Below are 255 nucleotides of genomic sequence, written 5' to 3'. Positions count from 1 at the left end.
CGGCTCAGGGAGCCGCCTCTGCGCTTATTCTTGACGGGATGGGAATTCCCAAACAAGGACACGACAGTGTCGGTGTTGGCCATCAATGGTGCGGCGCAACCGGGAAAATGGATAACTGCCAAGTGACCGTTAACCTCACTCTCGCCTCACCGGGACAGCACCGCAACGCAGACCAAGTCAGTTGGCCACTTGGAATGCGACTATTCACGCCGAAAAAGTGGATTGGAGACGATTCATCTGTCTACGACAGCAGCC

General features: G+C 55.7%; 1 protein-coding gene. It reads left to right on the top strand.

Annotated elements, in window-relative coordinates; all coding sequences use genetic code 11:
- Positions 1-255: transposase (locus O2S87_RS19120; RefSeq protein WP_475410256.1), on the top strand; the 255-nt coding region annotated here is incomplete at both ends.

The sequence above is a fragment of the Halohasta sp. A2 genome, assembly GCF_056175805.1.
Note: the sequence above shows the minus strand (reverse complement) of the source record. Positions and strands in the feature narration are given on the sequence as shown.